This window comes from Streptomyces sp. NPDC042201, from assembly GCF_055582185.1.
The window spans coordinates 48,694-75,079 of the sequence record NZ_JBVJDS010000019.1; the positions used below are offsets into that span (position 1 = coordinate 48,694).

Annotated in this window: 19 protein-coding genes; 6 read left to right on the forward strand and 13 right to left on the reverse strand. The window is 72.1% G+C overall.

The window, feature by feature from the left end; all coding sequences use genetic code 11:
* Positions 1–188: 188 nt before the first annotated feature.
* Together dnaJ and hrcA are read right to left on the reverse strand one after the other, a co-directional pair.
* Positions 189–1,325 carry a molecular chaperone DnaJ gene (dnaJ, locus tag ACZ6MZ_RS32325; protein ID WP_389791367.1) on the reverse strand — a complete coding sequence of 379 codons (1,137 nt, stop codon included), beginning with the start codon at positions 1,323–1,325 and terminating at the stop codon, positions 189–191.
* Positions 1,326–2,342 carry a heat-inducible transcriptional repressor HrcA gene (hrcA, locus tag ACZ6MZ_RS32330; RefSeq protein ID WP_384329494.1) on the reverse strand — a complete coding sequence of 339 codons (1,017 nt, stop codon included), beginning with the start codon at positions 2,340–2,342 and terminating at the stop codon, positions 1,326–1,328. It lies immediately after the preceding gene.
* Between the two features lie 157 nt (positions 2,343–2,499).
* Between hrcA and ACZ6MZ_RS32335 the strand changes: the two genes are divergently transcribed.
* Complete coding sequence (locus ACZ6MZ_RS32335) at positions 2,500–3,222, forward strand: MBL fold metallo-hydrolase (RefSeq protein ID WP_469356044.1); 723 nt, start codon at positions 2,500–2,502, stop codon at positions 3,220–3,222.
* Positions 3,223–3,255: 33 nt separating this feature from the next.
* Complete coding sequence (locus ACZ6MZ_RS32340; RefSeq protein ID WP_469356046.1) at positions 3,256–4,080, forward strand: DUF3097 domain-containing protein; 825 nt, start codon at positions 3,256–3,258, stop codon at positions 4,078–4,080.
* Between the two features lie 62 nt (positions 4,081–4,142).
* Here the strand turns inward: ACZ6MZ_RS32340 and hemW are convergent, their stop codons facing one another.
* Positions 4,143–5,375, reverse strand: a complete 1,233-nt coding sequence (gene hemW, locus ACZ6MZ_RS32345; protein WP_469356048.1) for a radical SAM family heme chaperone HemW — start codon at positions 5,373–5,375, stop codon at positions 4,143–4,145.
* A gap of 42 nt (positions 5,376–5,417) precedes the next feature.
* The gene (locus ACZ6MZ_RS32350) at positions 5,418–7,397 is read right to left on the reverse strand and encodes a SpoIIE family protein phosphatase (RefSeq protein WP_389791358.1); all 1,980 of its coding nucleotides are present in this window, start codon (positions 7,395–7,397) and stop codon (positions 5,418–5,420) included.
* 237 nt (positions 7,398–7,634) lie between these two features.
* On the opposite strand from ACZ6MZ_RS32350, the gene ACZ6MZ_RS32355 reads away from it, so the two are divergent.
* Positions 7,635–8,219: a response regulator gene (locus ACZ6MZ_RS32355; protein ID WP_389791356.1), complete on the forward strand. Its 585-nt coding sequence runs from the start codon at positions 7,635–7,637 to the stop codon at positions 8,217–8,219.
* A 56-nt stretch (positions 8,220–8,275) separates the two neighbouring features.
* Here ACZ6MZ_RS32355 and ACZ6MZ_RS32360 read toward each other — a convergent pair whose 3' ends face one another.
* Both ACZ6MZ_RS32360 and lepA read right to left on the reverse strand, forming a co-directional pair.
* Positions 8,276–10,165, reverse strand: coding sequence for an AMP-dependent synthetase/ligase (locus ACZ6MZ_RS32360; RefSeq protein ID WP_469356051.1), 1,890 nt, complete (start codon positions 10,163–10,165; stop codon positions 8,276–8,278).
* Positions 10,166–10,391: 226 nt separating this feature from the next.
* A complete protein-coding gene (lepA, locus tag ACZ6MZ_RS32365; protein WP_384191488.1) occupies positions 10,392–12,263 on the reverse strand; it encodes a translation elongation factor 4 in 1,872 nt (623 codons plus the stop codon).
* A gap of 204 nt (positions 12,264–12,467) precedes the next feature.
* On the opposite strand from lepA, the gene rpsT reads away from it, so the two are divergent.
* The gene (gene rpsT, locus ACZ6MZ_RS32370; RefSeq protein WP_384191491.1) at positions 12,468–12,734 is read left to right on the forward strand and encodes a 30S ribosomal protein S20; all 267 of its coding nucleotides are present in this window, start codon (positions 12,468–12,470) and stop codon (positions 12,732–12,734) included.
* 217 nt (positions 12,735–12,951) lie between these two features.
* Here rpsT and holA read toward each other — a convergent pair whose 3' ends face one another.
* From holA to leuS, 7 genes are all read right to left on the reverse strand, one after another.
* Entirely contained in the window at positions 12,952–13,938 is a 987-nt protein-coding gene (holA, locus tag ACZ6MZ_RS32375; RefSeq protein ID WP_469356054.1) for a DNA polymerase III subunit delta, read from the reverse strand.
* Between the two features lie 52 nt (positions 13,939–13,990).
* A complete protein-coding gene (locus ACZ6MZ_RS32380) occupies positions 13,991–14,236 on the reverse strand; it encodes a hypothetical protein (RefSeq protein ID WP_389791349.1) in 246 nt (81 codons plus the stop codon).
* A gap of 44 nt (positions 14,237–14,280) precedes the next feature.
* The gene (locus ACZ6MZ_RS32385) at positions 14,281–16,758 is read right to left on the reverse strand and encodes a ComEC/Rec2 family competence protein (RefSeq protein ID WP_469356056.1); all 2,478 of its coding nucleotides are present in this window, start codon (positions 16,756–16,758) and stop codon (positions 14,281–14,283) included.
* Entirely contained in the window at positions 16,755–17,729 is a 975-nt protein-coding gene (locus ACZ6MZ_RS32390) for a ComEA family DNA-binding protein (protein ID WP_469356058.1), read from the reverse strand. Before ACZ6MZ_RS32390 ends, ACZ6MZ_RS32385 begins: the two co-directional genes overlap by 4 nt.
* A 120-nt stretch (positions 17,730–17,849) precedes the next feature.
* Positions 17,850–18,695, reverse strand: a complete 846-nt coding sequence (locus tag ACZ6MZ_RS32395) for a DegV family protein (RefSeq protein WP_384191506.1) — start codon at positions 18,693–18,695, stop codon at positions 17,850–17,852.
* A gap of 204 nt (positions 18,696–18,899) precedes the next feature.
* Positions 18,900–19,661 (reverse strand): hypothetical protein, encoded by a 762-nt coding sequence (locus ACZ6MZ_RS32400; protein WP_469356061.1) that lies wholly within the window; start codon positions 19,659–19,661, stop codon positions 18,900–18,902.
* 209 nt (positions 19,662–19,870) lie between these two features.
* A complete protein-coding gene (leuS, locus tag ACZ6MZ_RS32405; protein ID WP_469356063.1) occupies positions 19,871–22,747 on the reverse strand; it encodes a leucine--tRNA ligase in 2,877 nt (958 codons plus the stop codon).
* Between the two features lie 488 nt (positions 22,748–23,235).
* Here leuS and ACZ6MZ_RS32410 point away from each other — a divergent pair, with 488 nt between their 5' ends.
* The gene (locus tag ACZ6MZ_RS32410) at positions 23,236–24,798 is read left to right on the forward strand and encodes a hypothetical protein (RefSeq protein WP_469356065.1); all 1,563 of its coding nucleotides are present in this window, start codon (positions 23,236–23,238) and stop codon (positions 24,796–24,798) included.
* Positions 24,795–26,375: a ferredoxin gene (locus ACZ6MZ_RS32415; RefSeq protein WP_469356067.1), complete on the forward strand. Its 1,581-nt coding sequence runs from the start codon at positions 24,795–24,797 to the stop codon at positions 26,373–26,375. Before ACZ6MZ_RS32410 ends, ACZ6MZ_RS32415 begins: the two co-directional genes overlap by 4 nt.
* The last annotated feature ends 11 nt before the right edge of the window (positions 26,376–26,386 follow it).

A 26,386-nucleotide genomic window follows, 5' to 3' on the forward strand; every position in this document is an offset into this window, starting at 1 on the left:
GGGCGGGCGGGGTCGCGGGCCGGGGGCCCGGGAGCTGACTCCCGGACCCCCGGCCCCCACACGCCTACCGCCCGTTGAACGCGTCCTTCAACCGCGAGAACAGCCCCTGCTGCCCCGGCTGACCGCGCCTACCCGGGGGCCAACCCCCGGACCCCCGGCCGACCCCCGGACCCCCGGCCGACTCGCGCCTACCGTCCGTTGAACGCATCCTTCAGCCGCGAGAACAGCCCCTGCTGCCCCGGCTGGAACTGACCCGTGGGCCGTTCCTCGCCGCGCAGCTTCGCCAGCTCCCGCAGCAACCGCTCCTGCTCCGGGTCCAGCTTCGACGGGGTCATCACCTCGACATGCACGATCAGGTCGCCCCGGCCACCGCCGCGCAGATGCGTGATGCCGCGTCCGTGCAGCGGGATCGACTGGCCCGACTGCGTGCCGGGACGGACGTCGATGTCCTCCACGCCGTCCAGCGTCTCCAGCGGGCACTGCGTGCCCAGCGACGCCGCCGTCATGGGGATGGTGACCGTGCAGTGCAGATCGTCGCCGCGCCGCTGGAACACCGCGTGCGGCAGCTCGTGGATCTCCACGTAGAGATCGCCGGCGGGACCACCGCCCGGACCGACCTCGCCCTCGCCCGCGAGCTGGATGCGGGTGCCGTTGTCGACACCGGCGGGAATCTTGACCGTGAGCGTACGGCGGGACCGGATGCGCCCGTCGCCCGCGCACTCGGGGCACGGCGTCGGCACGACCGTACCGAAGCCCTGGCACTGCGGGCACGGCCGCGAAGTCATGACCTGGCCCAGGAAGGACCGGGTGACCTGCGAGACCTCGCCGCGGCCGCGGCACATGTCGCAGGTCTGCGCCGAGGTGCCCGGCGCCGCCCCCTCGCCGGAACAGGTCGTACAGACCACGGCCGTGTCGACCTGGATGTCCTTGGTCGTGCCGAAGGCCGCCTCGTTGAGGTCGATCTCCAGCCGGATCATGGCGTCCTGGCCGCGTCGCGTCCGCGAGCGCGGACCGCGCTGGGACGCCGTCCCGAAGAAGGCGTCCATGATGTCGGAGAAGTTGCCGAAGCCACCGGCTCCGAAGCCGCCCGCGCCCCCGCCGCCGCTCGCCGAGAGCGGGTCTCCGCCGAGGTCGTAGACCTGCTTCTTCTGCGGGTCCGACAACACCTCGTACGCGGCGTTGATCTCCTTGAAGCGCTCTTGCGTCTTGGGATCGGGATTGACATCCGGGTGCAGCTCGCGTGCGAGCCGCCGGAATGCCTTCTTGATCTCGTCCTGCGATGCGTCGCGGCGCACGCCGAGTACGGCGTAGTAGTCCGTGGCCACTTACGACTCCGCCAGGATCTGTCCGACGTAACGTGCCACTGCGCGTACCGCTCCCATCGTTCCGGGGTAGTCCATGCGGGTCGGTCCGACCACGCCGAGTTTGGCTACTGCCTCGTCGCCCGAACCGTAGCCGACCGCGACGACGGACGTGGAGTTGAGGCCCTCATGGGCGTTCTCGTGCCCGATACGTACGGTCATGCCCGGGTGTTCCGCCTCACCCAGCAGCTTGAGAAGCACCACATGCTCCTCCAGCGCCTCCAGCACCGGCCGGATGGTGAGCGGGAAATCGTGCCCGAAGCGGGTGAGATTGGCGGTGCCGCCGATCATCAGCCGCTCCTCGGTCTCCTCGACCAGCGTTTCGAGCAGGGTCGCGAGCACCGTGGACACGGTCCCGCGGTCCCCCTCCTCGAACGACTCGGGAAGGTCCTGCACCAGCTGCGGGACATCCGAGAAGCGGCGTCCGACGATCCGGCTGTTGAGCCGGGCCCGCAGATCCGCGAGCGAGGTCTCACCGAAGGGCGTGCCGCAGTCGATCATGCGCTGCTCGACCCGTCCGGTGTCCGTGATCAGCACGAGCATCAGCCGGGCGGGAGCGAGCGACAGCAGCTCCACGTGGCGCACCGTCGAGCGGGTCAGCGAGGGGTACTGGACGACGGCGACCTGCCTGGTCAGCTGCGCCAGCAGCCGTACCGTACGGCCCACGACGTCATCGAGGTCGACGGCCTTGTCCAGGAAACTCTGGATGGCGCGGCGCTCCGGCGAGGTCATGGGCTTGACCCCGGCCAGCCGGTCGACGAAGAGCCGGTAGCCCTTGTCGGTCGGGATACGCCCCGCGCTGGTGTGCGGCTGGGCGATGAAGCCCTCGTCCTCCAGCACCGCCATGTCGTTGCGGACGGTGGCCGGGGACACGCCGAGCTTGTGCCGCTCGGTCAGCGCCTTGGAGCCGACCGGCTCCTCGGTGCCGACATAGTCCTGGACGATGGCGCGCAGCACCTCGAGTCTGCGTTCGCTGAGCATGGCGCACACCTCCAGCTGTCGTCCGTCGGATCCGGCTTGGCACTCGCTCCGTGGGAGTGCCAGCAATCCCCCCGGCCAGTGTACGGCTGTGGGGTAGGCCCCTAGCAAGGGTGGCCGACCACGTGATCACGCTGGTTCTTGCGGATAGCGTCCTCGTATGGACGTCCGTTGGGAAGAGTGCGGGTGGGAGCGGCTGGCCCCGGGGGTGGGGCGGCGACGGCTGCCGGGGTGGGACGCGACGGTCGGGCTGGTGGCCGGCGCCACCGCGGCCCTGCTGTACGACACGGGGTCGACGGTCCGCGAGGGCGCGGCCATCCGGGCGCAGGTGGCCGCCCTTCTCGGCGCGGACAGGCGCGTGACGCACATCGCACTGAGCCACGCGCACTTCGACCATGTGCTGGGGACCGCGGCGTTCCCGGAGGCCGAGGTGTACGGCGCGGTGGGTCTGGCGGACCTGCTGGCCGGCGGGGCGGGCCTGCACGAGAGCGCCGTGCACCACGGCGTGAGCGAGGCGGAGGCCACCGAGGCGGTGGATCTGCTGGTACGGCCGGGGCACGCCGTCTCCGGCTCGCTCACCCTCGACCTGGGCGGCCGTCAGGTCACGCTGGCGAACGCCGGCCCCGGCCACTCCGCCCACGACCTGGCCCTCCTCGTCCCGGCCTCTCCTCCCGTCCTGTTCTGCGGCGACCTGGTGGAGGAGTCGGGCGAGCCCCAGGCCGGCCCCGACGCGATCCCCGCCCGCTGGCCGGCGGCCCTGGACCGGCTGCTCACGCTGGGCGGCGCGGACGCGGTGTACGTACCCGGGCACGGGGCGGTGGTGGACGCGGCGTTCGTACGGGCGCAGCGCGACGCGTTGGCGGCCCGATTCGGCGTGTCCTAGCCGTGTCGGCCCCGTCCGTTTATCGTCGTGCGAATGCGCCGCTACAGCCCTGATCTGACGCCACCGTGGAAGAAGTCCTCGCCCGCGCCGGAGGTCCCCGCCGAGCCGGACCTGGTGGTCGAGGAGGTGTCGACGGGCTTCTGCGGCGCGGTCATCCGCTGCGAGAAGACGGCCGAGGGTCCGACGGTCACCCTGGAGGACCGCTTCGGCAAGCACCGGGTGTTCCCGCTGGTGCCGCGCGGGTTTCTGCTGGAGGGCCGCGTGGTGACCCTGGTCCGCCCGTCGGCGGCGGGCCCGGCCAGGCCGTCCCGTACGGCCTCGGGATCGGTCGCCGTGCCCGGAGCCCGCGCGCGGGTCGCCAGGGCCGGCCGTATCTATGTCGAGGGCCGGCACGACGCGGAACTGGTCGAGAAGGTGTGGGGCGACGATCTGCGCGTCGAGGGCGTGGTCGTGGAGTATCTGGGCGGCATCGACGATCTGCCCGCCGTCGTCGCCGAGTTCGACCCCGCGCCGGACGCCCGCCTCGGCGTGCTGGTCGACCATCTGGTGCCCGGCTCGAAGGAGTCCCGGATCGCGGCGGAGGTGACGGGCGCGGACGTCCTGGTGGTGGGCCATCCGTACATCGACGTCTGGGAGGCGGTGAAGCCCGCGTCGGTGGGGATCCCGGCGTGGCCGTCGGTGCCGAGGGGCGAGGACTGGAAGACGGGGGTGTGCCGCGCGCTGGGCTGGCCGGAGAACACGGGGGCGGCGTGGCAGCACATCCTGTCGCGGGTCCGCACGTACAAGGACCTGGAGCCGCCGCTGCTGGGCTCGGTGGAGCACCTGATCGACTTCGTCACGGACCCGCGGCCTCTTTAGGAGGTCACGGACCCGCGGCCTCTTGTCACGGACCCGCGGCCTCTTTAGGAGGTGGGCGCCCGTCAGTCCACCAGGTCCCTCACCACCGCGTCCGCCAGCAGGCGGCCCCGGAGCGTCAGGACCGCCCGGCCGCTCGCGAACGGGCCCGGGTCCAGCAGGCCGTCCCCCACCGCGCGGTGCGCCGCCGCGAGGCCCGCCGGGGCCAGCAGCGACAGCTCGCAGCCATCGGACAGGCGCAGCTCCAGCAGGATGCGTTCCACCCGGCGGTCCTCCGCCGAGAGGATTTCCCGGCCCGCGCCCGGAGAGCGTCCCTCCGCCAGCGCCGCCGCGTACGCGCCGGGGTGTTTGACGTTCCACCAGCGGACGCCGCCGATGTGGCTGTGGGCGCCGGGGCCCGCGCCCCACCAGTCGGCGCCGCGCCAGTACAGCTCGTTGTGCAGACAGCGGGCCGCCTCCGAGGTGGCCCAGTTGGAGACCTCGTACCAGGAGAAGCCCGCGTCGGCGAGCACGGAGTCCGCGATCAGATACCGGTCGGCGTGCTCGTCGTCGTCGGTCATGGGGACCTCGCCGCGCCGGATGCGCCGGGCGAGCTGCGTGCCCTCCTCCACGATCAGCGCGTACGCCGACACATGGTCGGGCCCCGCCCCCACCGCCGCCGCGAGGGACGCGCGCCAGTCGTCGTCGCTCTCCCCCGGCGTGCCGTAGATCAGGTCGAGGTTCACATGGTCGAAGCCGGCCGCGCGGGCCTCCGCGACGCACGCCTCGGGCCTGCCGGGGGTGTGCGTACGGTCGAGGATCTTCAGCACATGCTGCTTCGCGCTCTGCATGCCGAAGGAGATCCGGTTGAAGCCGCCCTCGCGCAGGGCGGCCAGATACGCCGGGTCCACCGATTCCGGATTCGCCTCCGTGGTGATCTCGGCGTCGTCCGCGAGGCCGAACTCGTCGCGGATCGCGCCCAGCATCCGGACGAGATCCCCGGCGGCCAGCAGCGTCGGTGTGCCGCCGCCGACGAATACGGTACGGACCGGCCTGGGGTCGTCGCCGAGCACCTTCCTGGCCAGCCGGACCTCGTCCGCCAGCGTCTCCGCGTAGTTGTCGCGGGAGGCCAGCACGCCTCCCGAGCCGCGCAGCTCGGTCGCCGTGTACGTATTGAAGTCGCAGTAGCCGCAGCGGGTCGCGCAGTACGGCACGTGCAGGTAGAAGCCGAGGGGCCGGTCCGCCGCGCCGTCGAGGGCGTGCCGGGGCAGCGTCCCGGTCTCGGGCATGGGGTCACCGTCGGGCAGTGCGGAAGGCATGCCCCCATTGTCCCGTACGCCGCGGGTAACCCGTCCCGGCCGTCATTCGGCCTGGAACACCAGCAGGGCGAGATCGTCCCCGGGCGGGGTGTCGGAGAACTCGTGCACGGCCCGGCGTATCCGCTGGGCCACGCCCTGCGCCGTCAGCCCCGCGCACGCCGCCAGGGTCCGCGCGAGCCCGTCGCCGTCGTCGAGGAGCTGCCGGCCCGAGCGCCGTTCCGTGACGCCGTCGGTGACGCAGAGGAGGGTGTCGCCGGGCTCCAGGTCGAAGGTGCTGCTCTCGTACGCGACGTTCTCCACGACCCCGAGCAGCAGCTGCGGCTCGGCGGCGGCTTGTACCGTCCCGTCGGGTCTCAGCAGCAGCGGCAGCGGGTGGCCGGCGCTGGCGAGGGTGCACCGTACCCCGCCGGAGGGGCCCGGCAGCGGCCTCAGCTCCCCGTACAGCAGCGACAGGAAGCGGGCCTGACCGCCCTCGGGCAGTACCTGGGCGGCATCGGGCAGCCCGGCACCGGCGACGGCCGCCGCGGCCATCAGGGACGCCGATTCGGCCGCCTCGGTCGCGTCGTCGAGGAGCAGCCGGTTGAGCCGGTCGAGGACCGCCCCGACGCGGTAGTTCTCGCGGGCGAGCAGCCGCAGCCAGGGGCGGGCGAGGCCGGTGACGACGGCGGCCTCGGGGCCGCTGCCCTGGACGTCGCCGAGCATGAAGCACCAGCGGTCGCCGGGCGGGCACGGGAAGATGTCGTAGAAGTCGCCGCCCGCGAGACCCTCGTCGCTCGGCTCGTACACCACGGCGCTGGCGACGCCCGGGATCCGCGCGACCTGGCTGGGCAGCAGTCCGCGCTGGAGGACCTGGCTGATGGTGACCTGCCGGGTGTAGCGGCGGGCGGCGCCGATCGCGAGGGCGATGCGGCGCGCGAAGTCCTCGATGAGGGCGGTCACTTCGTCGGGGATCTCGCTCTGGCCCGGCCGGCCGATCAGCAGCGTGCCGAGGGTGCGGCCGTTCGCGAGCAGCCGGCAGGCGAGAGCCATGCCCCCGCCCGTATGCGCACCCGCACCCGGCCAGGGCACCCGTACCGGTCCGCCACGCGGCGGGTCGGGCAGCCGCGGGGGCTCCTTCTCCAGCAGCGCCCGCAGTTCGGCGCTCCTGGACTCGTCCGCGTGCCACACCCGCGCGAGCCGGGGCGCTCCGCCCGCCGGTCCGCCCTCGCTGTCCAGCCAGACCGCGCACCACTGGGCGAGCCGCGGCACCAGCAGCTGACCCGCCAGCGCGGCGACCAGGTCCTCGTCGAGCTGTCCCGCGAGCAGTTCGGAGGCCTCGGCGAGGAAGGAGAGCGCGCCCCGGCCGGCCCACTCCGGGTCGTCGCGCACGGTGCGCCGGGTCGCGGGGGCGAGGATCTCGGCGGCGCGCAGTCCGCGGCGCAGGACCGGTTCCGCGCCCTGCGCCGGGCCCGCCTCCCGTCCTTCGAGCGAGAGGCGGGCCCAGACGGTCTTGAGCCCGGAGCGGTAGGTGATGCCCCAGCGTTCGGCGAGGGCGGCGACGAGCTGGAGGCCGCGGCCGTACTCGGGCGTGCCGGGCGGAGCCTGGGTCCGTGCCTCGCTCTGTAACGCGCGGCCGGGGTGGTGGTCGGACACCTCGATGACCAGGGCGGCGGGTTCGTCGGCCGCCTCGGTGGGGTCTTCGGAGGGCTCCTCCAGCCGGCAGAGCAGCTCCACGGTGGTACCGGCGTGCACGACGGCGTTGGTGACGAGTTCGTTGACGATCACCACGGCGTCGTCCGCGAGCAGATCGGTGCTGTGGCTCCCGGACGAACAGCCCTCGTCCCCGCGGCAGAAGGTGCAGGTGGCGAGCAGCCCGAGGCTGGTCCAGTCGGCCAGCGCCGCGCGGGTGAAGCGGCGCGCGGCGGCCGGGGCGAGCGGGTTGCCGGGCAGGCTGGTACGTGACGTGGACCGCGCGTCCTTCCGTAACGGCACCTGGGGCACCGGACGGTGAAGGCTCTCGCGCGGGATCGGAATGGGCCTCACTGGGGCTCCTGATCCGGTTCTGGCGTTGTGCCGCTTACGATCCCGACAGCGTGACAGACAGAACGCGCCCGTACGCGCCGAGTTATCGAAGTGGACGGAGATTGACCCGGGGCCGCGGTCGCGGCGCGGGGCTGGGGCGACATGAGGCCAAACCACCCGAACGACGTGCGAAATCGCTCCGAGCAGAGCATTCTTGCCTCCCTGGCCGAAACGTGAGGGCCGGAACAAGGAGACCGCATGAGCGGGAAGACAGCCACGACGGATCGCGCGAGCATCCTTCTCGTTGATGACATGGAGGACAATCTCGAAGCGCTCGAAGCCGTGCTGGCATCCCTCGACGAGCCGCTCGTACGCGCCCGTTCGGGCGAGGAGGCGATGACGGCGCTGCTGCGGCAGCCGTTCGCGGTGGTCCTGCTGGATGTCCGGATGCCGGGCATGGACGGCTTCGAGACCGCCTCCCGGATCAAGCGGCTGGACGGGGCCAAGGACACCCCGATCATCTTCCTGAACGGCCCTGAGTCCGACAGCGGTTACGCCTTCCGTGGGTACGCGACGGGAGCGGCGGACTTTCTGACCAAGCCCTTCGACCCCTGGATGCTGCGCGCCAAGGTCAGTGTCTTCCTGGATCTGCACCGCAAGAACCGCCAGCTGGAACGGATGCTGGCGCAGGATCAGGAACAGCTGGGGCAGATCACGGACCGGCTGTCCTCGATCGAGGAGGAGCTGCGGCGGAACGGCCCGAACGATCTCACCGTACTGGGGCATCAGCTCGCCCGGATAGAGGACGCCCTCGGCGAACTGCGGCGCGGGCGGGGCCGCTAGCCGACCGCGGGCGGGGCCCGGCGGGCCCCGCCACGCGCCGTACGGGCAGATACGGCTCAGGACTCCCGGGAGCCCTCGTACATCTCCTCGATCAGGTCCTTGTACTCGCGCTCGACGACCGGCCTCTTGAGCTTGAGGCTGGGCGTCAGCTCGCCGTGCTCGATATCCAGGTCGCGGGGCAGCAGCCGGAACTTCTTGATGGTCTGCCAGCGCTGGAGCCCGTCGTTGAGCCGCTTCACATAGCCGTCGATGAGCTGCTGGGCCTGGGCGGAGGCGACCACGTCGGCGTACGGCTTGCCGCCCATGCCGTTCTCCTCGGCCCAGCCGAGGATCGTCGGCTCGTCGAGCGCGATCAGGGCCGTACAGAAGTTACGGTCCGCTCCGTGCACCAGGATGTTGGAGACGAACGGGCACACCGCCTTGAACTGGCCCTCGACCTCAGCCGGTGCGATGTACTTGCCGCCCGACGTCTTGATCAGGTCCTTCTTGCGGTCGGTGATCCGCAGATAGCCGTCGACGGACAGCTCACCGATGTCACCGGTGTGGAACCAGCCGTCGGACTCCAGGACTTCCGCGGTCTTCTCGGGCTGACCGTGATATCCGGCCATGATCCCGGGGCCGCGCAGCAGGATCTCGCCGTCGTCGGCGATGCGCACCTCGGTGCCGGGCAGCGGCTTGCCGACCGTACCGGTGCGGTACGCGTCGCCCGGATTGACGAAGCTCGCGGCGCTGGACTCGGTCAGGCCGTAGCCCTCCAGGATGTGGATCCCGGCGCCGGAGAAGAAGTAGCCGATGTCGGGGGCGAGCGCGGCGGACCCGGAGATCGCGGCGCGCAGCCGGCCGCCGAACGCCTCGCGCAGCTTGGTGTAGACGAGCGCGTCGGCGACCTTGTGCTTGGCGCCGAGGGCCAAGGGCACGGACGCCGTGCCCGTACGGCGGAAGTTGTCCTGGGAGACCTTGGCGTACTCACGGGCGACGCCGGCCGCCCACTGGAAGATCTTGTACTTGGCGCCGCCGCCGGCCCGCGCCTTGGCCGCGACCCCGTTGTACACCTTCTCGAAGATCCGCGGCACGGCCGCCATGTACGTCGGCTGGACCACCGGAAGGTTCTCGATGATCTTGTCGACGCGCCCGTCCACGGCGGTGACATGCCCGACCTCGATCTGGCCGGAGGTCAGCACCTTGCCGAAGACATGGGCGAGCGGCAGCCACAGGTACTGCACGTCGTCGGTCGTGATCAGTCCGGTCGAGGCGATGGCCTTGGCCATGTACGACCAGTTGTCGTGCGGCAGCCGTACGCCCTTGGGGCGGCCAGTGGTGCCCGAGGTGTAGATCAGGGTGGCGAGCTGCGTGGACGTGATGGCCCCGACCCGCTCCGTGACCGCCTCCGGGTGCTTGGTCAGATACTCCGTCCCGCGCGCCTCCAGATCGGCGAGCGAGAGCACCCAGCCCTCCGGGTCGCCCTCGGCGGGCTGCGCGTCGGCGGCGTCGATCACGACGACATGGGCGAGGTGCGGCAGCTCGGCCCGGCGCTCGCGTGCCTTGGCGAGCTGGGCGGCGTCCTCCGCGATCAGTACCCGGCTGTCCGAGTCGGCGAGGATGTACGCGGACTCCTCGGTGTTGGTCGAGGGGTAGACCGTGGTGGTCGCGGCGCCCGCGCACATCACCCCGAGGTCGGCGAGGATCCACTCGACGCGGGTGGCGGCGGCGAGCGCGACGCGCTCCTCGGGCCGTACGCCCAGCTCGATCAGGCCGGCGGCGATGGCGAACACCCGCTCGGCGGCCTGGCCCCAGCTCAGCGAGCGCCACTCGTCGGGGCCCTGCCCCGACGTGTGCGGCACGGGATAGCGATAGGCCTCCGCGTCCGGCGTGGCCGCCACGCGCTCAATGAAGAGGGTCGCCACGGAGGGCGGCCGGTTCTCGATCAAGGTCTGTGTGTCGCTCACGACATCCTCCGGGCCCGCGGCAGCGCTGCGTGACTGACTGATTGTGTGACTGGCGAGTAACTAACTGGCGAGTAACTATCGATCAGTGATCAGACTAGAGGCCCCCCGGCCGGTGCGTAAGAGGCAGTGGGATGTCGCTTCATAACGAACCCGCCCCATCAACCACGGACGGACCCCCGCGCCACAGCGTGAGGGTCCGTCCGTGGTTGCCGCCGGCCGGCCGCGCCTACTTCTTCGACTTGCCGCCGCCGGATTCGTCGCTGGACAGCACCGCGATGAAGGCCTCCTGCGGGACCTCCACACTGCCGACCATCTTCATCCGCTTCTTGCCTTCCTTCTGCTTCTCCAGCAGCTTGCGCTTCCGGGAGATGTCACCGCCGTAGCACTTGGCGAGGACGTCCTTACGGATGGCGCGGATCGTCTCGCGGGCGATGACCCGGGAGCCGATGGCGGCCTGGATGGGCACCTCGAAGGCCTGGCGCGGGATCAGCTCACGCAGCTTGGCGACGAGCCGCACGCCGTACGCGTACGCCTGGTCCCGGTGGGTGATCGCCGAGAAGGCGTCGACCTTGTCGCCGTGCAGCAGGATGTCGACCTTGACGAGATGGGCGCTCTGCTCGCCGGTGGGCTCGTAGTCGAGCGAGGCGTAGCCCCGGGTCTTGGACTTCAGCTGGTCGAAGAAGTCGAAGACGATCTCCGCGAGCGGCAGCGTGTAGCGGATCTCGACCCGGTCCTCGGAGAGGTAGTCCATGCCGAGCAGCGTGCCGCGGCGGGTCTGGCACAGCTCCATGATCGAGCCGATGAACTCGCTCGGGGCGAGAATCGTGGCCCGTACGACCGGCTCGTGCACCGAGTCGATCTTGCCCTCGGGGAACTCGCTCGGGTTGGTGACCGTGTGCTCGCGGCCGTCCTCCATCTCCACCCGGTAGACCACGTTGGGCGCGGTGGCGATCAGGTCGAGGCCGAACTCGCGCTCCAGGCGCTCCCGGATCACGTCGAGGTGCAGCAGCCCGAGGAAGCCCACGCGGAAGCCGAAGCCGAGGGCCGCGGAGGTCTCCGGCTCGTAGACCAGGGCCGCGTCGTTGAGCTGGAGCTTGTCGAGGGCGTCGCGCAGCTCGGGGTAGTCCGAGCCGTCCAGCGGATAGAGGCCGGAGAACACCATCGGCTTGGGGTCCTTGTAGCCGCCGAGCGCCTCGGTCGCCCCCTTGTTGAGCGTGGTGATCGTGTCACCGACCTTGGACTGGCGGACGTCCTTCACGCCGGTGATCAGATAGCCGACCTCACCGACGCCGAGGCCGTCGGCCGAGGTCATCTCCGGGGACGAGACGCCGATTTCCAGCAGCTCGTGGGTGGCCCCGGTGGACATCATCCGGATCCGCTCACGCTTGTTGAGCTGGCCGTCGATGACGCGGACGTACGTGACGACACCGCGGTACGAGTCATAGACGGAGTCGAAGATCATCGCGCGGGCGGGCGCGTCCTTGACGCCGACCGGCGGCGGCACGTCCTTGACCACCCGGTCGAGCAGGACGTCCACGCCGACGCCGGTCTTCGCCGAGACCTTGAGGACGTCCTCCGGCTGACAGCCGATGAGGTTCGCCAGCTCCTCGGAGAACTTCTCCGGCTGGGCGGCCGGCAGGTCGATCTTGTTGAGGACCGGCACGATGGTGAGGTCGTTCTCCATCGCGAGATAGAGGTTGGCGAGGGTCTGCGCCTCGATGCCCTGGGCGGCGTCCACCAGGAGGACCGTGCCCTCGCAGGCCGCCAGCGAACGGGACACCTCATAGGTGAAGTCCACGTGGCCCGGTGTGTCGATCATGTTGAGGACATGGGTCGTGCCCTGGCCCTCACCCGTGGTGGGGGCCCAGGGCAGCCGGACCGCCTGGGACTTGATCGTGATGCCGCGCTCGCGCTCGATATCCATCCGGTCGAGGTACTGAGCACGCATCTGCCGAACATCGACCACTCCGGTCAGCTGGAGCATCCGGTCGGCGAGCGTCGACTTGCCGTGGTCGATGTGCGCGATGATGCAGAAGTTGCGGAGCAGCGCCGGGTCCGTACGACTGGGCTCGGGCACGTGGATAGGGGTCGCGGGCACGCAGGGTCCTGATTCTTGAGACGCGCGGCGTCTCGTCTCGGGTCGACTCGGATCGATACGTAGCCTCCATCGTCCCACGGGCGCGGGACTGCGCCCGGTTTGGGACGGTCGGAGGGTCGCTGCTACCCTGAGCAGCTGTGTCTCGTGCCGTCTCGGCGCGGGACGGCTCGGTCAAAGATTCATCGAACCTGAAAAGGCTCTTTCGTGGCGAACATCAAGTCCCAGATCAAGCGGAACAAGACGAACGAGAAGGCACGCCTGCGCAACAAGGCTGTCAAGTCGTCGCTCAAGACCGCGATCCGCAAGGCCCGTGAGGCCGCTGCCGCGGGCGACGTCGAGAAGGCCTCCGTGGCCGCTCGTGAGGCGTCCCGCAAGCTCGACAAGGCTGCCTCGAAGGGTGTCATCCACAAGAACGCCGCCGCCAACAAGAAGTCGGCGCTGGCTGCCAAGGTTGCCTCCCTCCAGGGCTGAGCCGCTCTTGATTTGATCGCCGGACAGGACTCAGCGGGCCCTCTCTACCGCTCCTGAACGGCATCCTCCGAACTCGCACGCGACTGCGTTCGCCACGCGGGTGCGAGTTCATCTGATTCACGTCGAGGCCCCGGTCCCGTCCTCCCCAGGACGGGACCGGGGCCTTCGTCATGGGGGGATAAGTGATGGGGGGGTATAAGTGCCCGCCGGAGAGGGCCTAACGGCCGGAGCGGGCCGCGCGGGCGATCGTGACGACCGCCTTCTCCAGGGCGTACTCCGGATCGTCACCGCCGCCCTTGACGCCCGCGTCGGCCTCGGCGACCGCCCGCAGCGCCGTCGCCACCCCGTCCGGGGTCCAGCCGCGCATCTGCTGGCGTACCCGGTCGATCTTCCACGGCGGCATCCCCAGCTCGCGGGCGAGATCGGCGGGCCGGCCGCCCCGGGCGGAGGAGAGCTTGCCGATGGCCCGGACGCCCTGGGCCAGGGCGCTGGTGATCAGCACGGGAGCCACCCCGGTCGACAGCGACCAGCGCAGCGCTTCGAGGGCGTCGGCCGCCCGGCCCTCCACGGCCCGGTCGGCGACGGTGAAGCTGGAGGCCTCGGCGCGGCCCGTGTAGTACCGGCCGACGACCGCCTCGTCGATCGTGCCCTCGACATCCGCGGCGAGCTGGGAGACGGCGCTCGCCAGCTCCCGCAGTTCGCTGCCGATCGAGTCGACCAGGGCCTGGCAGGCCTCGGGCGTGGCCGAGCGGCCCAGCACGCGGAATTCGGAGCGTACGAAGGTCAGCCGCTCGGCGGGCTTGGTCGTCTTGGGGCAGGCGACCTCACGGGCCCCCGCCTTGCGGGCGGCGTCCAGCAGCGCCTTGCCCTTGGCCGCTCCGGCGTGCAGGAGGACGAGCGTGATCTCCTCGGCGGGCGCGTCGAGATACGCCTTGACGTCCTTGATCGTGTCGGCGGAGAGATCGTGCGCGTTCCGTACGACGACGACCTTGCGCTCGGCGAAGAGCGACGGGCTGGTCAGCTCGGCGAGGGTGCCGGGCTGGAGCTGGTCGGAGGTGAGGTCGCGTACGTCCGTGTCGGCGTCGGCGGCGCGGGCGGCCGCCACCACCTGCTGCACGGCGCGGTCGAGCAGCAGGTCCTCCTGGCCCACGGCGAGCGTCAGAGGGGCGAGCGGATCGTCGGGGGAAGTCTTCCTGGTGGCCATCGCGGTCCAGCATCGCACGGGCCACCGACAGCCGGAGCTACGGCCGCGACGCTCAGGACGCTTCCCGCCAGCCGTCCCAGTCGGCCACGAACGCGTCCAGCGCCGCGCCGTCCATCCGCGCCTCCGGGTCCTCCACGACCACCAGCCACTGGGCGTCCTCGGCGTCGTCCTCACCGGCCAGCGCGTCCCGTACGAGCCGTGGCTCGTCGGCCACCCCGAACCGCTCACCGAGCGCCTGCGCCACCTCCTCGGCGGCGTCGCGGTCGGGCAGCACCAGCACATGTCTCACATCGCTCACGGCCGCATTCTCCCAGTCCCCTTCCCGCCGCCCCGTCCGGGCACTCAGTCCGCCCGCCGGAGCGCCACCGCTCGCAGCCCGGCGCCCGTGCCCGTCACCGCGATCGACCCGTCCGTGTCCGTACGCAGCACCCTCGCTCCCCCGGCGCGCAGTGCGTCGACGGTCCGGGGCGCGGGGTGGCCGTACGGGTTGTCCCGCCCCGCGGAGATCAGGGCGAGCCGGGGGCGGACGCCTCGGAGCAGCCCCGGATGCTGGAAGGGCGAGCCGTGGTGCGCGACCTTGAGCACGTCGACCGGGGGCAGCGCCGGATGGTCGCGCAACAGGCCCTGCTGGGCGGGTGGTTCGAGGTCCCCGAGCAGCAGCAGCGTGGGTCCGTGGGCGATGCGTACGAACAGGGTGACGCTGGAGTCGTTCGGCCCCCCGGCGGCCGCTCCCGGCCCCGCCCGTGGCCACAGCACCCGCCAGGTGAGCGGCCCGGTCCGCCGCTGCTCCCCCGGCCGGGCGCGGACGACGGGCACCCGGGCGGCGGCCGCCGTTCTCCGTACGAACGCGCCTTGGGCCGGCGGATCCTCGGCGGCCGTCGTCTCGATCGCGCCGACCGCCCTGCCCCGCAGCACACCGGGCAGCCCGGTGACATGGTCGGCGTGGAAGTGGGTGAGCAGCAGCAGCGGAATACGGGTGACGCCGAGATCGCGCAGACAGCGGTCGGCGAGTTCGGGGTCGGGTCCTGCGTCCACGACCACGCCCGCACCGTCGCCCGCCGCGAGCACCATGGTGTCGCCCTGGCCGACGTCGCACAGTGCGAACGCCCAACCCGGCGGCGGCCAGCCGGTGACAATCCGGGTGAGCAGCGGGGGCCGCAGGACCGCGAGCAGAAGAAGCACGGCACACGCCGAGGCCATCCAGGGATGGTGCGCGATCCGCCGTGCGGCGAGCAGGACGAGGACCGTCAGGGCGGCGAACAGCAGGCCGCCCGACCAGCCGCCGGGCCAGGCTGCCTCCGCGCCGGGCAGCGCCGCGCCGGCCCGGGCGACGGACGCGATCCAGCCCGCCGGCCATCCCGCGCATCTGGCCAGCGCCTCGGCCACGGGCATCGCCAGGGGCGCCGTGGCGAGCGCGGCGAAGCCGAGGACCGTGGCCGGGGCCACCGCCAGTTCGGCGAAGAGATTGCACGGGATCGCGACGAGGCTGACCCTGGCCGCGAACACGGCCACCACGGGAGCGCAGACGGCCTGCGCCGCTCCCGCCGCGGCCAGCGCCTCCGCGAGCCGTGGCGGCACCCCGCGCCGCACCAGGGCCGCACTCCACCGCGGCCCGATGGTGAGCAGGGCGCCGGTGGCCAGTACGGAGAGGAGAAAGCCGTAACTGCGGGCCAGCCAGGGGTCGTAGAGGACCAGGAGCAGTACGGCGGCGGCCAGCGCCGGAATCAGCGTCCTGCGCCGGCCCGTGCCGATGGCGAGAAGGGTGATCAGCCCGCAGGCGGCGGCCCGCAGCACACTGGGCTCCGGTCGGCAGACGATCACGAAGGCCAGCGTGAGCGCCCCGCCGAGCAGCGCGGTCGACCGCAGCGAGATCCCCAGGCGCGGGGCGAGTCCGCGCCGCTCGGCTCTCGTGGCGAGCCCGGGCGGCCCGATCAGCAGGGCGAGCACGACGCTCAGATTGCTTCCCGACACCGCGAGCAGATGCGTGAGGTCGGTCGCGGTGAACGCGTCGCGCAGCTCGGGCGCAATCCGCGAGATGTCGCCGACCACCAGTCCTGGCAGCAGGGCGCGGGCATCGGGATCGAGCCCGTCGGTCGCCTCGCGCAGCCCGGCACGGAGGCGTCCTGCCGTGCGCTGCACGACGGTCGGCGCCCCGATGACCTGCGGCGGCCCGGTCCCCTCCACCCGCAACGCCGCCGCGTAGCGGTCGTCCTCGTGCAGCGGGGGCGAGAGCCTCGCGGTAACCCGCAGCCGGGTGGAGGGCAGCAACTGTCGCCACCGGCCGGTGTGCTCGCCGGGCGTGGCGATCACCAGCACGGGCGTCCGGCCCGTGGTGACCTCACCGTCGGGCGCTGTCATGCGGGTGATGTCCGCGTCGAGGAGGAATCTCCCGCCGGACACCCGGTCGCCGATGACCTTCGCGCGCGTCGGCCGGGGATCGGAGGTGACTGTCACCTCCGCGGTGACCCGCGCGTACCGCTCCGCGAGTCCGGGCACGGGCCCCCGGCGTGTGTCGGCCCCGTGCAGCCCGGCGGACGCCGCCCCGGCGGCGGCGCACAGCAGCACCCCGGCGACCGCCACCCCGTGAAGCCGGCGCCTTCTCCCGGCGCGCGCGGTCCGTGCCAGGAGCAGCGCGGCCGTCAGCAGACAGGCCGTCGCCCCGACGGCGGTCCAGCGTCCCGGCGTGCCCAGCGCCAGGGCCGCCGCGGCCCAGGCCGCCAGGGCCGGCGGGACCAGGCGGAGGTCGGCCGGCGCCTCCTGGCGGGGGTCGGCGGCTCCCAGGCGGTGGGCGGCTTCCGAGTGGACCGCGGCGCGCGTCATGGGCCGACGAGAGGTTGGAGGTCCGCGAACCGGCGCTCGCCGATGCCGTTCACCTCGCGGAGTTCCTCGACGGACCGGAAGCCTCCGTGCTGGGTGCGGTAGTCGATGATGTGCCGGGCGAGCACGGGACCGACCCCGGGCAGCGTGTCGAACTGGTCGGCCGTGCCGGAGTTGAGACTCACCGGTCCCGTGGCCGGAGCGCCGCCACCGCCGACACCACCGCCGGTGCCCGGCCCCGGTGGTGACGGCCCGCCGACCACCACCTGTTCGCCGTCCATCAGCACCCGCGCCCGGTTGAGCCCGGTGAGGTCCGCGCCGGGCGTGACGCCCCCGGCCGCACGCAGCGCGTCGGCGACCCGCGATCCGGCCGGCAGCCGCAGCACACCCGGCTGCCGCACCTTGCCACCCACATCGACGACGACGCGGGGCGTCTGCGCCGACGGCGGCGACAGCGACGGCTTCGGAACGACGGGCTCCGCACGGACCTTCTCCGGTGCGCTGACGGATTGCGGCCGCGCGGCCCAGAAGTGCTGAGCGGCGAGAACCGCGGCGACCACCAGGACCACGGCGAGCGCAGCGAGCGTCCTGGGCTCCAGACCGCATCTCAGCTGCACCCACATCGGCAGCCGCTCCCGCACCACGGAAGCCACCCGCTCACGCCTCGGACCGGGCCCACCCGGCTCGGCTCGCCCGCCATCTCCGACGCCTCCGACGCCTCCGACGAGCACCTCCCCCGCATCCGTCGGCGCCGTCACCGCCGGCGCGGCGGCGAAGAGAGCGTCCGCGCGACTACGCGGAGCCGTCAGGGCCGTACTGCCCACGCCCCCGGCAGCGGAGAGAGCCCTACCCGGGCGACTTCGTACCCCGCCGTGAAGGGTCCGGCCGCGGCGGGTCCGGCCATGGCGGGCGCGGCCGTCGGAGTCGGGAGCGCGGCCCGGGCCGCTGGTTGCGGAGCGTGTTCGGAGAGCCATGACACAAGACGGTAGGCACATCCGCCGGACCCCGCCGAGCAGGCCGAATTTCCGTGGACAACGAGCCGGTTGTGGACAACTCCGCCACCCGTACGAGGGAGTTCAGCAGCTGTCGGACCGTCAGCGCGGTGAGATCACGGCCCCCAGCAGCCCCGGCCCCGTGTGCGCCCCGATCACCGCGCCCACCTCGCTGACATGCAGATCCGCGAGGCCGGGCACCCGCTCGCGCAGCCGCTCGGCGAGCGCCGCGGCCCGCTCCGGCGCGGCCAGATGGTGCACGGCGATATCCACCTGACTCGTGCCCGCACGGTCGGCGACGATCTCCTCCAGCCGGGCAATCGCCTTCGACGCCGTACGCACCTTCTCCATCAGTTCGATACGCCCGCCGTCCAGTTGCAGCAGCGGTTTCACCGCGAGCGCCGAGCCGAACAGCGCCTGGGCCGCGCCGATACGGCCGCCCCGGCGCAGGTAGTCCAGCGTGTCGACGTAGAAGTACGCGGAGGTGCCCGCGGCCCGCTTCTCGGCGGCGGCCACCGCCTCGTCCAGCGTGCCGTCCGCCTCCGCGGCCTCGGCGGCCGCCAGCGCGCAGAACCCGAGCGCCATCGCCACCATTCCGGTGTCCACCACCCGTACCGGCACCGGCGCGTCCTTCGCCGCGAGCACGGCGGCGTCGTACGTCCCGGAGAACTCGGCCGACAGATGCAGTGAGATGATCCCGGTCGCACCGGCTTCCGCCGCCGCGCGGTACGCGGCGGCGAAGACCTCGGGGCTGGGCCGCGAGGTGGTCACGGAGCGTCGCTTCTGGAGTGCCACGGCCAGCGAACGCGCCGAGATCTCGGTGCCCTCTTCCAGCGCGCGGTCACCGAGCACAACGGTCAGCGGCACCGCGGTGATGCCGTGCCGCTCCATCGCCTGCGGCGGCAGGTAGGCCGTGGAATCGGTGATGATCGCGACATGGCGGGACATGACCGGGAGGTTACCCGTCGGCGCCGCCGGTCGGCAGCCCGGCCCCGCCTCAATGATCGATTCCGTCCCGGCGCGCCGCCCATCCCGGTCCGTTCCGCCCATTCCCTGCTCCGTTCACCCCGTTCCCCCGCACCCCGTTCGCCCGCACCCCGCTCCGCACACGCGCGGCGCGAGCCGAGCGGTGGGTCGGAGCGGTCGGAGCGGTCAGTTCGTGGTCTCGGGCCTGGCCTGCCTGGTCGGCTTCTGCCAGGGGTAGGTGGTCCGCCGGGGGTCGGGCGGCTCGATCGCCTGCGGTCCCTCGGCGGGCGGCGGCTCGGGCCAGGTCTGGTCGGTGACCGTACGCTCCGGCGTGCCGGCCGGCTCGTGCCCGGCCACCGACTCCGCCTCGGGCTCCGGCCACGCCGTGTCCTGCCCGGGCTCCGCTGTCGACCAGTGCCGCAGCGCTCCCGACTCCACATCGATCTGCGCACTCAGCGAGGACAGATCGTCCTCCGCGAACTTCCGCGCCCGGTCCCGCGCCGCCCAGCGCAGCGAATCCGCCGAATGCGTGATCCGCTCCGTACGCTCCCGCAGCTCCTGGAGGCGGTCGGCGATCCTCGCCCGGTCCGGGTCACGCTCCAGCTGCCGCAGCTCGTCGTCCAGCTCACGGCCGTGCGCGCTCAGCCGCTGGAAGAGGGCGATCGACTCCGACAGCGAGGCGTCCTCGGCCGCGCCCGCCTGCAGCGCGTCCTGGGTGGCCCGCATCGAGGTGCGCAGCTTCAGCCGCAGCTGGGCCAGCTGTCCCGGTACGCCCAGCTGCCCGATGCTCCTGGCCCGCAGCGTCGTGTCCTCCACGGTGCGGCGTGCCTGCGAGATCGTACGGTCGACGCCGCGTCTGGCCGCGCCGACCGCCTTGACGCTCACATAGATCCCCAGCGCCACGAAGGTGACGAAGAGCAGCGCCAGGATGATGATCGCGACCTCCATGGGCGCCCCTTCGTAGTGGTCATGTCCAGCTCGTGCTTCAGGCCATGGCTCGGACAGTGGTGCGTCGTACGGTTGTGCTTCCTCCACCGTAAACGGAACGGGCAGGCGAAGGGTTCCGCAAGAACCCTCAACCTGCCCGCAGGGGAAAACGCTATGTCCGCCGGACCGTGTGACGCGGCCCGCAGAACCGCCCGTCCGCCGTTACGCCGTTACGCCGGAACGATGTTCACCAGCTTCGGCGCCCGCACGATCACCTTCCGGATCCCGGCGCCGCCCAGCGCGGCGACCACGGCCGGGTCACCCAGCGCCAGCGCCTCCAGCTCCTCGTCCGAGATGGACGGCGAGACCTCCAGCCGCGCCTTGACCTTGCCCTTGAGCTGCACCACGCAGGTCACGGTCTCGTCGACGACATACGCCGGGTCGGCGACCGGGAAGTCCTGGTGCACGACCGATTCCGCGTGGCCCAGCCTGCGCCACAGCTCCTCGGCGATGTGCGGGGCCAGCGGCGCGATCAGCAGCACCAGCCGCTCGGCGACCGAACGCGAGAGCGGTCCGCCCACCTTGGTCAGGTGGTTGTTCAGCTCGGTGACCTTGGCGATGGCCGTGTTGAAGCGCATGGCCGCCATGTCCTGCGTGACCCCGTCGATCGCCTTGTGCAGCGCACGCAGCGTGTCCTCGTCGGGCTCGGTGTCCACGACGGTGACCTCGCCGGTCGCCTCGTCGACGACATTGCGCCACAGCCGCTGCAGCAGCCGGTACTGGCCCACCACCGCGCGCGTGTCCCACGGCCGCGAGACATCCAGCGGTCCCATCGCCATCTCGTACAGCCGCAGCGTGTCCGCGCCGTACTCGGTACAGATCTCGTCCGGCGTGACCGCGTTCTTCAGGGACTTGCCCATCTTGCCCAGGACACGGCTGACCTTCTCGCCCTGGTACCAGTACCCGCCGTCGCGCTCCTCGACCTCGACGGCCGGGACCGCGATCCCACGGCTGTCGCGGTAGACGAAGGCCTGGATCATGCCCTGGTTGTACAGCTTGTGGAACGGCTCGACCGAGGAGATGTGCCCCAGGTCGAACAGCACCTTGGACCAGAAGCGCGCGTACAGCAGATGCAGGACGGCGTGCTCGGCGCCGCCCACATACAGGTCGACACCGCCGTGCGGCTGACCCTCGCGCGGGCCCATCCAGTACTGCTCGATGGCCGGGTCGACCAGCTTCTCGCTGTTGTGCGGGTCCAGATAGCGCAGCTCGTACCAGCACGAACCGGCCCAGTTCGGCATGGTGTTGGTCTCCCGGCGGTAGCGCTTGACGCCCTCGCCCAGGCCCAGGTCCAGTTCCACGTCGACCCAGTCCTCGTTCCGCGACAGCGGCGTCTCGGGCCGGGTGTCCGCGTCATTCGGGTCGAACGTACGTGGCGAGTAGTCGTCAACCTCCGGCAGCTCCAGCGGCAGCATCGACTCGGGCAGCGCGTGCGCGATGCCGTCCTCGTCGTAGACGATCGGGAAGGGCTCGCCCCAGTAGCGCTGCCGGCTGAACAGCCAGTCGCGCAGCCGGAAGTTGACCGTGCCCTCGCCGATGCCGCGCTCGGCCAGCCAGTCGGTGATCTTCGCCTTGGCCTCGACAACCCCCAGGCCGTCCAGCGAGATGTCCTCGCCCGTCGAGTTGACGATGCGCGCGTCGTACGAGGCGAACGCGTCGTCCCACTCCGCCGGGTCCGTGGAGCGGCCGTCCGAGGGCTCGACGACACAGCGCATCGGCAGCTCGAAGGCGCGCGCGAACGCGAAGTCACGGCTGTCGTGCGCCGGGACGGCCATGATCGCGCCGGTGCCGTACCCCATCAGCACATAGTCGGCGATGAAGACGGGCACCCGCTCGCCGCTGACCGGGTTGGTCGCGTACGCGCCGGTGAAGACACCGGTCTTGTCCTTGGCCTCGGCCTGCCGCTCCACGTCGGACTTCGACACGGCCTGCTTGCGGTACGCGCCGACGGCCTCGGCGGGGGTCGCGTGACCACCCGTCCATACGTCGTGCGTGCCCTCGGGCCAGGCGGTCGGGACGATCTTCTCGACCAGGTCGTGTTCCGGCGCCAGCACCATGTACGTGGCGCCGAACAGGGTGTCCTGACGGGTGGTGAACACGGTGATGGCGTCCGTGTCCCCGACCGGGAAGTCGACGCGCGCGCCCTCGCTGCGGCCGATCCAGTTGCGCTGCTGCAGCTTGATGGCCTCGGGCCAGTCCAGCGCGTCCAGATCATTCAGCAGCCGGTCGGCGTAGGCGGTGATGCGCATGTTCCACTGGCGCAGCTTCGCCTTGAACACCGGGAAGTTGCCGCGCTCGGAGCGGCCGTCCGCGGTGACTTCCTCATTGGCCAGGACGGTGCCCAGACCGGGACACCAGTTGACGGGGGCGTCGGAGGCGTACGCCAGCCGGTGGTCACCCAGGACGCCGGCGCGCTCTTCCGCGCTCAGCTCACTCCAGGGGCGCCCGTCCGGCGTCGCGCGCTCCCCGCTCTCGAAGAGCGCCACCAGCTCGTCGATGGGACGGGCCTTGTCCGCGTCCTTGTCGTACCAGGAGTTGAAGATCTGTACGAAGATCCACTGGGTCCACTTGTAGTAGTCCGGGTCGATCGTCGCAAAGGAGCGGCGCTTGTCGTGGCCCAGGCCCAGCCGACGCAGCTGGACCTTCATGTTCTCCATATTGGCCTCGGTGGAGATCCGAGGATGCGTGCCGGTCTGCACCGCGTACTGCTCGGCGGGCAGGCCGAAGGCGTCGAAGCCCAGCGTGTGCAGGACGTTGTGCCCGGTCATGCGCTGGTGGCGGGCGAACACGTCGGTGGCGATATAGCCCAGCGGGTGCCCGACATGCAGACCCGCGCCGGACGGATACGGGAACATGTCCATGATGAACTTCTTGGGCTTGGCGGCCAGGACCGGGTCACCGGCCAGATCGCCCGTGGGGTTCGGCGCCTCGTACGTGCCCTCGGCGTCCCAGAAGTCCTGCCAGCGTGCCTCGATGTCGGCGGCCATGGCAGCCGTGTAGCGGTGCGGCGCGGCCGGCTCGGCGGCAGCGGAATTCGTCTCGCTCATGATCCTCAAAGGCTCCATCGATCGTCTCTGCCAGCGGATTCGGCTCTGCCATTCAGTGAATGACGTGAATGACCGTGCCTGTCGGTGAACGAAAAAGGCCCCTCACACAGGAGGGGACGCCGCGCTGATTCCGACCGGATCTTTCATCCGTCGGGACTGATCAGCACGGCCCGCTAAGCAGAAGGCGTACGGCACGCATGGCGTCAGGGTACCGCAGGGCCCGGACGGCCCGCACGGGGCAGGGCGCGGGGGCGGGCGCGGGGCTTGGCAAGGGCAACGGCATGAGCCGGCGGGGGCGGACGAAGGCTCGGGCGTACGCCTTACTCCGCGTATCGACCCTATCCGGGGCAACCCCAGAGTCGGTTGCCTCACCTTCCCCCGGTTAAACCTGCAAACCGCGCACTGCCTGGTATGGCTCGACTTAGCATGCCGCAACGGGACCGCTTTCCCGAGCCATTCGGAGTTGCCCCCCTATGAACCCTCATCGCATGTTCAGCTCATCGTCCAACCAGAACCCGGGGATGAGTCGGCAGATTCAGGGCGGAGTCACCATCGCCGCGCTGGTACTGGTACCCGTGCTCGCCGTCGCAGGCGGCGACGCCTTCCGCGCCGCACTCGACTTCACCACCGGTGTGCTGTCGCTGCTGTCCCTGACCGCGGCCGTCGCCTGGGGCCTGATAGCCACCGACCGGCTGCTGCTCTCCCCGCGCCACCGCCTCCTCGCCCAGGGCGTCCACCGGGCGACGGCGGTCGCCTCGCTCGGCTTTCTGCTGCTGCACGTCACCGTCAAGGTCACGCTCGGGCATGTGGCGCTGCTCGGCGCCCTGGTGCCGTTCGGCCTCGGTGTCACAGGCACGGACGGCCTCATCGGCTTCGGTTCGCTCGCCGGGCTCCTGATGGTCGTCGCCGCCACGACCGGTGCGCTGCGCAGCGCCTTCGCCACCCCGGGACGCATCGCGGGCCGCTGGCGCGCGATGCACATGCTGGCCTATCCGGCCTGGTGCTTCGCCCTGGTGCACGGGCTCTACGCGGGCCGCCCCCCGGCGGTCTGGGTGACCACGCTGTACTGCCTGTCCCTCGCCGGGGTCGCCGCGGCCGTGTCGCTGCGGCTCCTGCCCCGCCTGCTCCAGCGCCGGATCGCCGACCGGATCGGGGCGCTGACCGGCGCCGTCCGTGAGACCCCGGAGCCCGAGCAGGCCCGCCGCGATCCTTCGGCGCAGCCGCTCCCCGGCGCTACGGGTGCCGCGCCGCAGCCCGCGTACGAGCAGCGGCTCCAGCGGGAGCCGGCGATGTCGGCCCAGCCGCTGGGAGCGCCGCGTGCGCGACCGCGGCTCGCCGCCCCCGCCCCGCCGCTGTACGAGGCGGCGCGGCCCCCTCATGACCGTCCGGCCGACCGCGTCACCGACTCCTTCGCCGGTCTCGGCGCCGATCCGCTGTCAGGTCTCGGCGCCGATCCGCTGGCAGGGCCCGGTACGGGGATCTCCGCCGGCTATCGCGCGGTCACGCTGGGCGGCGACCCGACCGCGCGGATGCCGGTGCCGCCCCCGTCCCCGGGTTCGCCGACCGGGGAGATACCGCTCGCCGAGCGCATCCCCATGACCGAGGAACTCCCGGTCGTCCCTGACGAGCCGGCGGGCAGGCCGGGTTCCTGGCCCGCGCCGTCCCCGCCGGTGCCCACGCGGGCGTTCGCCCCGCCCGCGTCGGTCCCGTACGACACCGGTGCCACACCCGTGTACGACAGCGGCGCGGTCCCTCCGTACGACACCGGTGCCACACCCGCGTATGGCCCCGGAGCCGCCCCGTACGACACCGGCGCCCTGCCGGCGTACCAGGCCGGCTCCGTCCCCACGTACGACACGGGCTCCGCCCCCGCCTACGACACCGGCCCCCTTCCCCCGTACGACACGGGCTCCCTCCCCGCCTACGACCCCGGCGCCGCCCCCGCCCCCGACGGCCGGGCGCCGGCCTCGCCGCCTCCGTCCTCGCCCGGCCCCCTCTATCCGCCCTCGGCCGGGGAACCCTGGCACGCACCCGCAGGAGACCGACCGTGAACGCCCCTCTCCCCGATGTCCCCGAAGTCCGCGTCGTCGGCCTCCCCCAGCTGACGCAGGGCTTCGACCTGGTCGAGCGCCTCGACCTCGCCATGCATCTCAAGGTGCACGGACCGCTGGAGCCGATGACCGGCGAACGGCTGGCGCAGCTCGCCGAGAACATATCCCTGCGCGGCCGCGGCGGCGCCGGCTTTCCCTTCGGCAAGAAACTGCGGGCCGTCGCCACGGCCTCGATCCGCCGTGGAGTACGGCCCGTCATCGTGATCAACGGCAGTGAGGGCGAGCCCGCCTGCCGCAAGGACACCGTGCTGCTCAACCGCGCGCCGCATCTCATCCTCGACGGCGCGCTGCTGGCCGCCGAGGCGCTCGGCGCCCGCACCCTGATCGTCGCCGTCACCCGTAATTCCACGGAGATCTCGATCCGTGCGGCGCTCGCCGAGCGCGGTCTGACCGACCGGCGCGGCCAGCAGCTGCGGGCGCGGGTGGTCCGTACCCCCGAGCGCATGGTGTCGGGCGAGGCGTCCGCCGTGATCCGCGCCGCGGGCGGCGGCCCGGCGCTGCCCCCCGGCCGCCGTGAGCGGGCCGCGGAGTCCGGTGTCGGCGGCGCCCCGACGCTGCTGTCCAACGCCGAGACCTACGCCCAGCTGGCCATCGGCGCCCGGATCGGCGCCCGCCGCTACGGCCACACCGGCCTCGACAGCGAGCCCGGCACGGTCCTGCTCACCGTCTCGGGCGCGGTCGCCCGTCCCATGGTCGTCGAGGTGCCGACGGGGGTGCCGCTGCGGTACGTCCTGCAGATGGCCGACGCCCCGCCGCTCCCCCAGGGCGTGCTGACCGGCGGCTATCACGGCAACTGGATCGACTCGGTGGCCGCCCATGAGGCCGTCATCTCGCGCGACTCCCTGGCGGCCGTGGGCGGTTCGCTGGGCGCGGGCGCGATCCTGCCGATCGGTCCCGAGACCTGTCCGCTGGGTGAGGCGCTCCGGGTCGCCAACTGGCTCGCCGCCGAGACGGCGGGCCAGTGCGGCCCCTGCAAGCTCGGTCTGCCGGCCGCCGCGGGCGGTCTGTCGGATGTCATCAACGGCGGCGGCCCGGCCGCCCTGGAGGCGCTGCGCGCGGTGACCCAGGCGGTCAAGGGCCGGGGCGCCTGCAAGCACCCGGACGGCTCCGCGCGCTTCTTCGCCTCCACCTTGTCGGCGTTCACGGACGATCTCGCCGCGCACGTGCTGGACGGGGGCTGCGGGCGTGAGACGACCGGTGTGCTGCCGCTGCCGGGCCCCGGGTACCAGGACGCGGAGGAGTCCATCCCGAGCGGCGAGAAGCTGGCCGTGGACTGGACGCTCTGCCAGGGGCACGGCCTCTGCGCGGACATCGTGCCCGAGCTGATCCGGCTGGGCCCCGACGGCTATCCGGCGCTCGCGGACGCGTCCGTTCCGATGCATCTGCGGGGGCGCGCCCAGCGCGCCGTGCGCCGCTGTCCCGCGCTCGCGCTCCGTATCGAGCAGCCGGCGCCCGAGCGGCCCGCCCCGGCGCTCCCGTCCGTCGGCCGCAAGGCCCTGGGCCCCGGCCGCGGTTGAGCGGTCACCCC

What these genes read in the sequence shown, in the direction of transcription:
- leuS (WP_469356063.1), bottom strand. Translation starts at nt 22,747, where the DNA reads ATGAGCGAGACGAATTCCGCTGCCGCCGAGCCGGCCGCGCCGCACCGC.
- ACZ6MZ_RS32395 (WP_384191506.1), bottom strand. Translation starts at nt 18,695, where the DNA reads ATGTCCCGCCATGTCGCGATCATCACCGATTCCACGGCCTACCTGCCG.
- ACZ6MZ_RS32340 (WP_469356046.1), top strand. Translation starts at nt 3,256, where the DNA reads ATGCGCCGCTACAGCCCTGATCTGACGCCACCGTGGAAGAAGTCCTCG.
- ACZ6MZ_RS32390 (WP_469356058.1), bottom strand. Translation starts at nt 17,729, where the DNA reads ATGGCTCTCCGAACACGCTCCGCAACCAGCGGCCCGGGCCGCGCTCCC.
- ACZ6MZ_RS32400 (WP_469356061.1), bottom strand. Translation starts at nt 19,661, where the DNA reads ATGGAGGTCGCGATCATCATCCTGGCGCTGCTCTTCGTCACCTTCGTG.
- holA (WP_469356054.1), bottom strand. Translation starts at nt 13,938, where the DNA reads ATGGCCACCAGGAAGACTTCCCCCGACGATCCGCTCGCCCCTCTGACG.
- hrcA (WP_384329494.1), bottom strand. Translation starts at nt 2,342, where the DNA reads ATGCTCAGCGAACGCAGACTCGAGGTGCTGCGCGCCATCGTCCAGGAC.
- ACZ6MZ_RS32410 (WP_469356065.1), top strand. Translation starts at nt 23,236, where the DNA reads ATGTTCAGCTCATCGTCCAACCAGAACCCGGGGATGAGTCGGCAGATT.
- ACZ6MZ_RS32335 (WP_469356044.1), top strand. Translation starts at nt 2,500, where the DNA reads ATGGACGTCCGTTGGGAAGAGTGCGGGTGGGAGCGGCTGGCCCCGGGG.
- hemW (WP_469356048.1), bottom strand. Translation starts at nt 5,375, where the DNA reads ATGCCTTCCGCACTGCCCGACGGTGACCCCATGCCCGAGACCGGGACG.
- ACZ6MZ_RS32355 (WP_389791356.1), top strand. Translation starts at nt 7,635, where the DNA reads ATGAGCGGGAAGACAGCCACGACGGATCGCGCGAGCATCCTTCTCGTT.
- ACZ6MZ_RS32385 (WP_469356056.1), bottom strand. Translation starts at nt 16,758, where the DNA reads ATGACGCGCGCCGCGGTCCACTCGGAAGCCGCCCACCGCCTGGGAGCC.